The 255-nt window shown below is 42.7% G+C and carries 1 protein-coding gene; it reads left to right on the top strand.

What is annotated here, in order from left to right; translation table 11 throughout:
- Positions 1 to 255: transposase (locus NE473_RS32385; RefSeq protein ID WP_256265746.1), on the top strand; the 255-nt coding region annotated here is incomplete at both ends.

The raw sequence follows: 255 nt of genomic DNA, 5'->3' as shown, positions 1-255 counted from the left end.
TTATGAACCTTTGACAGTCTCGATCGGGTGTTCCTTTAACTGCATCAATGCATTTGAAAAGGAGCTCAAAGCAATTGATGATGCTATTTTAAGAACGGTGAAAGGGCTGAATCCTACCGAGTACCAGGTCCTCAACTCGGTTCCCGGAATCGGCAAGGTTTATGCCAGTGGCATTCTTGCTGAAATCGGCACTATCAAATGTTTTAAAAACAATGATGCACTTGCCAAATATTGCGGCATTGTCTGGAAGGAAAA

Origin of the sequence: Hungatella sp. SL.1.14, from assembly GCF_024460495.1 — a bacterium.
GTDB classification, from domain to species: domain Bacteria; phylum Bacillota; class Clostridia; order Lachnospirales; family Lachnospiraceae; genus Hungatella; species Hungatella hathewayi.
Note: the sequence above shows the minus strand (reverse complement) of the source record. Positions and strands in the feature narration are given on the sequence as shown.